The 6,316-nt window shown below is 44.7% G+C and carries 4 protein-coding genes; 1 reads left to right on the top strand and 3 read right to left on the bottom strand.

All coding sequences use genetic code 11. The features are described 5' to 3' along the window. The 3 genes from RTL34_RS02255 to RTL34_RS02245 form a co-directional block, all read right to left on the bottom strand. A partial coding sequence (locus tag RTL34_RS02255) for an FAD-dependent oxidoreductase (RefSeq protein ID WP_312114216.1) occupies positions 1 to 757 on the bottom strand: 757 nt, incomplete at its 3' end. Positions 758 to 945: 188 nt separating this feature from the next. Next, positions 946 to 2,877, bottom strand: coding sequence for a bifunctional protein-serine/threonine kinase/phosphatase (locus RTL34_RS02250; RefSeq protein ID WP_312114214.1), 1,932 nt, complete (start codon positions 2,875 to 2,877; stop codon positions 946 to 948). 132 nt (positions 2,878 to 3,009) lie between these two features. Then, entirely contained in the window at positions 3,010 to 4,482 is a 1,473-nt protein-coding gene (locus RTL34_RS02245) for an MFS transporter (protein WP_312114212.1), read from the bottom strand. A 496-nt stretch (positions 4,483 to 4,978) separates the two neighbouring features. Between RTL34_RS02245 and RTL34_RS02240 the strand changes: the two genes are divergently transcribed. Further along, complete coding sequence (locus tag RTL34_RS02240; protein ID WP_099833569.1) at positions 4,979 to 6,304, top strand: NAD(P)/FAD-dependent oxidoreductase; 1,326 nt, start codon at positions 4,979 to 4,981, stop codon at positions 6,302 to 6,304. Positions 6,305 to 6,316 lie beyond the last annotated feature (12 nt).

The raw sequence follows: 6,316 nt of genomic DNA, 5'->3' as shown, positions 1-6,316 counted from the left end.
GTGCCATAGTATCTTCAGGGCGAATCCCAGCACTAAATAGAATCAAATCGGTATCGAGCAAAGTGCCGTCAGCAAACTGCATGGTTAAAAAACTGGCATCATCATCATGGTTGTCGATGATTTGTTGGGTGTTTTTGCCTGTCAAAACGGTGACGCCCAAGTCTTCGATTTTCTTTTTCAGCAGCTCACCACCGGCAGCGTCAAGCTGAACGCCCATCAATTGTGGAGCAAACTCGACCACATACGTGGTTAACCCCAAAGTGACCAAGGCTTTTGCGGCTTCAAGTCCGAGCAGACCGCCACCCACAACCACGCCACGCTGTACTCGAGAATTGGCGGCGGTGGCGATGATGGCGTCTAAGTCATCAATGGTGCGATACACATGGCAGTGGGCATGGTCATTGCCCTGTACTGGGGGTACGAACGGATACGAGCCTGTTGCTAACACCAATTTTTCAAATTCTAAGGTGTTGCCCTTGCTGGTGATAAGGGTTTTGGTTTGCGCATCAAAACTTGCGACGCCTTCACCCAAATGCAAAGTAATGCCCGCTTGCTCATAGTTTGCCAGATCCACTAAATTAAGCTGACTGGCGTCTTTATGTTCAAAATAACTGGATAAATAGACACGGTCATAGGCAGGGCGACTCTCAGCACTAAACACATGGATTTGGTAAGTTTGGTGTAGGCGTTTTTCAATCGCTTTTTCGATAAAGTGGTGCCCGACCATCCCATTACCGACGACGATAAGATTTTTCATGTATTTACCCCTTCTAACGAAACATTGGCTTTTTGACTAGGATAATGATTGGCTTTTGGCGTGTATTATCCCAAGTTTTTCTATACTGTTATATAAGCAAACTTTATGCCAATATTTAAATTTACTATAAATTTCAATGGGTTAAAATATATAGGTTAATTGTCTATCAAGAAAAATAAATTACATTGTTAGTGATTTAACGCAACCAGTAGCCAAGTGAGGAGCAATAGCGCCGTTAATATGCCACTGACCAGTTGCCAAAATAGCACAGGGTGTTTGTCAATCAGCGGCTGTTTGGCTTTATCGTCGGCATGGCTTTTGGGGTCAAGGTCGGTGAGAAAATCACCAATGCTCTGATAACGGCGGTTGCTATCTGCTTGCAATGCACGAATCAGCACGTCATTGACCCAAAATGGCAAATCCGCGCGCAATTGTCGCACGTTTTTGAACGCCAGTTTTTGGGTGGTTTGGGCGGTCATCGCAGTGGTCAAGGTATCGACATCAAACGGCTGTAGCCCTGTCAGCATCTCATAAGTCACCACACCCAGCGAGAAAATATCGGAATACACCCCTTTTGGTGCATCGCTAAAATATTCGGGGGCAATATAGTGCAAATCACCCACAGGCGGTGTATGTGCAGTTTTTAGGAGTAAGGAGCCAACCGAGCCAAAGTCAATGAGCTTGATATGACCCGATGGCAGCAGCATGATATTTTCGGGCTTAATATCTTGATGGAGCAGATAATTACGGTGCATGGCTCGCAGCGCCATACCGATTTGATTGACAATAGCAAAAGTTTGGGCAACCGATAACGGCGGCTGAGTGTCGATAAATTCACGCAAGCTCATGCCTTGCAAAAATTCGGTGACATGGTACAGATATTGGCTATTTATTGGCTTGGGGTAAAATTTTAGTAAGCTTGGGTGATTGAGGCTTAACCCTATTTTTTCTTCTTTTAAAAACAGCCGTAAAAATCCGCTATCGTCTTCATAATAGGCAGATGGCACTTTGATAATACGCTGATTATCGGCTGTGTCAGCGGTGCTGTCGGTAGCCAAATACACGCTACTGCGTGGGGTGTTTTGCACCACTTTATCAATGGTAAAATAATCAAGCTTGTCACCGGCCGTCAGCACAGGCGGAATGCGTAAACGGGTAACCGCATGACGACTGTCTGTATGTTCAGCAAGGTCAGCTTTGTCAAAATCTGCATTCGCCAAAATTCTCGCAACTTTTGGTAAGACGGCTATCATCACGCAACTGACATTGTCATTACTGCCATTTTCCAATGCCACTTGGCACAAGGTTTCTGGCAAATTTTCTAAGTCTAGGGTAGTGGAATTATCCAGCGCCAACAATTTGCCCAATGCCGATTGGGTGAGTAACAATAATTCATCATCACCGATAAATTCATACACCCCATCGGTCATTATCAAAAACACATCTTCGGGCAACACATCAATTTGGGCAAGTTGTAATTCTACATGGGCATCTGCGCCAAGTGCAGCGGCTAACGCGCCTTTGTCTCTCCCTCGTTTGTGTCTGTGGTCTTGGGTGAGTATGCGCAGTTTGTTGTGTCGTAGCCGATAGATACGGCTATCGCCCGTGTGAAATAACACTGCCGAGTGCTCGGATAATAAAGGCTCGGTAAACAGCAGCCCCGATAAGGTTGAAAGTAATTTGGGCAAATACCGCTGCGAGGCTGAATCAAAGCTGTCAGGGTGATCACTAAAATACAAAAAATCATTGATAATATGCACGCTTTTGGTGAGCATTTGCGCCAGCGTTTCGGCACTGTTGTTATTCAATGAATCGCTAGTCACAGGGCTAGTAACAGTGGTTGTTACCATGTCAGCTTGGTGCATGGTTAATTGGTCGATCAGCGTATCAATCACCCATTGGCTGGCGAGCTTTGGCTGTCCGCAGCTGCTGACGCCGTCAGCTAAAGCAGTGACTTGCCATGCAAGCTGAGCGGCGCTGCTATCCCCTGTTGGTACCAGCGTTTGCATTGTCAAGGTATCTTGATTTTCCGCTTTGCGCCCTGCATGACTAGCAGCACGGGTCAGCAGTTGCGGTAAGGATTGCAAACTGGGGGGATTTTGCTGAATGGCTTTTGACATGGGTTTTTCCTTACTAGCACGGTTGCTACGCATTGTGCAAAAATGAAAAAAGGGCATACACCCTTTTTTGCCTTACTAACTAGACTTCCTTGTCCGCTGGTCGACTGTTTTTTGGTTGGATTTAAAGAGCGATTAGGCTATCGCAATTCGCTCAATCGTTCCATCTTCGTGCACCTCGACCATATGTCCTTGTGGCTCGCTCAGGAAGGTCGCGCCAATAAAGGCAATCCCTGCAAAAATCGCGAGGGTAATAAAGAATCCTGTTGGCGATACCATAGAGAAAATAGTCAAAAACAACACCCCACCTACGTTACCATAGGCACCCGCCATACCAGCAATTTGCCCTGTCATACGGCGTTGAATGAGCGGAACAACTGAGTACACTGCACCGCATGCTGCTTGCACAAATACAGAAGTAAGCAGCACGATTGCCACTGCACCCACCAATGGTAACTTGGTCATTTGCGTCATTAGCAGATAACCCACCGTTTGCCCTGCCAATGCAATCATCAATACTTTACGACGACCGACCGCATCGGACATAAAACCACCACCAGGACGAGCAAATAAATTCATCACCGCAAAACAGCCTGCAGTCAACCCTGCTAAAGTATGCGATACACCATAGTTGGTAATAAAAAATTGCGGCAACATCGACACCACTGCCAACTCAGAGCCAAAACATGCCAAATACGCCATGTCCAAAATCGCCACTTGTTTGAACTGATAACCATATTCTGGATTTACCGCAGGGCGAGATGTATCAAATAAATGCTTATTGACTGACCAGATTTTGATATATTGATAGACTACAAGCACCGCCACCACCGCATATGCCAGCATGGTTTGATTAGCAGTTAATAATTTTAATCCGCTAGGTGACAAACGCCACGCCAACAAAAACAAAATCGCATAAACCGGTAAAATCATCACCGCATAAAAGTAAAAGTCTGCTTTGTTTGATACTTCCAAACCGCCTGATTTTTTTGGTTTAAAATAAGTCGCGCCTTTGGGTGTATCACTGACACCACGATAAAAAATGACCGAATAAACAATCGCAATCACGCCTGTTGTCGCAATCGCATACCGCCAACCATCTGCACCGCCATACACTAAGGCAAGAATCGGCATCGACATCGACGCTACTGCCGCCCCAAAATTGCCCCAACCGCCGTACACCCCTTCTGCCGAGCCGACTTCATTGACAGGAAACCATTCTGAAATCAAACGAATCCCAACCACGAATCCTGCACCGACAAAACCTAGCAAAAACCGCCCAATCGCCAGCATTTGGAAACTTTGAGCAAAAGCAAACACAAAACACAAAAAACCGCTAATCAACAACACAGCACTATACGAACGCTTGGGGCCGTATCTATCGACCATCGCGCCGATTAGCAAACGGGCAGGAATGGTCAAAGCCACATTGAGCATCAAGATCGCTTTGACTTGTCCATCGCTCAAATGAAAATATTGTTTGATAGTTGGCATCAATGCCACATGAGCAAACCAAATTAAAAAGGTGACGAAAAAAGCAAACCAGGTGTAATGTAACACCTTGATACGGGGTAATTTCATAGCAAACAGCGGTAAACGTTGGGGCATCTGCTTCTCCTTTAAGTAAGCCTGTACGGTTCACGGTAACAAGGCAAAAGCAATATTTATGCCATTATCATAAACTTTTGTTTTTACAATAATTTTTTTGATGACCCATCAATTAGCTATTTTTTGCTGTGATAAAACTTTCACCGATTAGTATGAATCATAAAAATTTGACGCCGTACTGCACTATTTTGGTAAGTAATCGATAAGGTGAAAAAATAATGCAAATAAATAGGCAAAAAAATGTCTAAAAATATTTTAAAAACCGTCAAACAGTCATGCACAGTTAAAGAGATTAAATTCAAAGAGTGGTTAACATCCATCACACTGTCCGGCAAATAAAAGCCAAAATTTAAAACATCATAGAAAACAGTAAAAAACAACCGCTTAAAACGGTTGGCATAAATTTTGAATTATTAAATTTTAAAGTGCTAGATTCTAAAGTGCTAAATTTTAAAGTATTTAAATATCGGGTCGGATAAGCAAGGTCAGCCAAGCAATGCAACATACACACATTCTTATCATAGGGGCAGGGATGGCAGGGACACGCTTTGCTATGCAGTATGCCAAAAGCAGACTGAGTGCCCACAGCGGACTGGGGATTGATAGCCAAGGCGAACAAAGTCAAGATGAGTTTGCCATCACGCTTATCAACAGCGAGCCATATGCAGGCTATAACCGTATTATGCTATCGCCTGTATTGGCAGGGGAAAAACGCTTCGCTGAGATTTATCTATTTTCTCAAGAGGAGTACGCCAACCATAACATCACTGTAAAGACAGGTTGCACTGTTAGCGATATCAATCTTGCTGCTCATCAGGTCATCACCGACAGTGGCGAAACTATCGGCTATGACAAATTGGTGTTTGCCACAGGTTCAACGCCATTTATTTTGCCATTGCCCAACCATACCGCAAAAGGCGTCATGGGCTTTCGTACCAAAGCCGATGTGGATGCTATGCTAGATATCGCAAAAAACAATCATAATGGCAAAAAATCTCCAAAATGTCTGGTTATCGGCGGTGGATTACTCGGTCTTGAGGCTGCTAATGCTTTGGTACAACAGGGAGCGAAAGTCACTGTGGTGCATGGGGCAGGCTATTTACTCAATCGCCAACTGGATAAAACCGCTGCCGATTTACTGCAAACTTACTTTGAAAACAAAGGTATTGAGTTTGTGCTCAATGCCAACTCCCAAGCGATTTGTGTAGATAAGGATAACCAGGTTACTGGACTAACTTACACGGATAATGTCGACACATCCATCCCTGCCAAAACCATTGACAGCGATTGCATTATCATGACCGTCGGCGTGCGACCCAATATTGCCCTTGCGCAACAGGTCGGTATCAGTTGCGAGCGGGGGATTTTGGTTGATAACCAAATGCGAACCCATACCCCAGACGTGTATGCGATTGGCGAGTGTGTACAGTTTGACAACCAGCTATTTGGGCTAGTCGCACCTGTGTATGAGCAAGCCAATATTCTGCTACATACCTTAAACGAGCAGCCAGGTAGCACCTCGCCCGTGTTTAGCGTACAACCAACGGCAACCAAGCTAAAGGTCTCGGGCGTGGCGCTATTTTCGGCAGGTGATATCGATGTGAGTCACGACTGCGAGCAATTGATTTATCAAGACCCTAGCCATAGCATCTATCAAAAAATCACCGTAAAAGACAACCGTATTTTATCTGCAGTGCTATATGGTGATGTACAAGAGGGCGGTTGGTTTTTTGAACTGATTCAAAATCAACAAGATATTTCAGCCATCAAAGATAAATTACTGTTTGGCAAAGCGTTTTGTGAAGAGTTGCTGGCGGGCTGATCTGACTGGTAG

The organism is Moraxella sp. CTOTU47915 (assembly GCF_031986685.1).
Classification (GTDB): Bacteria; Pseudomonadota; Gammaproteobacteria; order Pseudomonadales; family Moraxellaceae; genus Faucicola; species Faucicola tetraodonis.
This window is presented reverse-complemented; position numbering and strand designations above follow the sequence as displayed.

Bases quoted from the DNA above. Each gene is read 5' to 3' on its own strand.
- RTL34_RS02245 (WP_312114212.1), bottom strand. From the start codon at position 4,482: ATGCCCCAACGTTTACCGCTGTTTGCTATGAAATTACCCCGTATCAAG.
- RTL34_RS02250 (WP_312114214.1), bottom strand. From the start codon at position 2,877: ATGTCAAAAGCCATTCAGCAAAATCCCCCCAGTTTGCAATCCTTACCG.
- RTL34_RS02240 (WP_099833569.1), top strand. From the start codon at position 4,979: ATGCAACATACACACATTCTTATCATAGGGGCAGGGATGGCAGGGACA.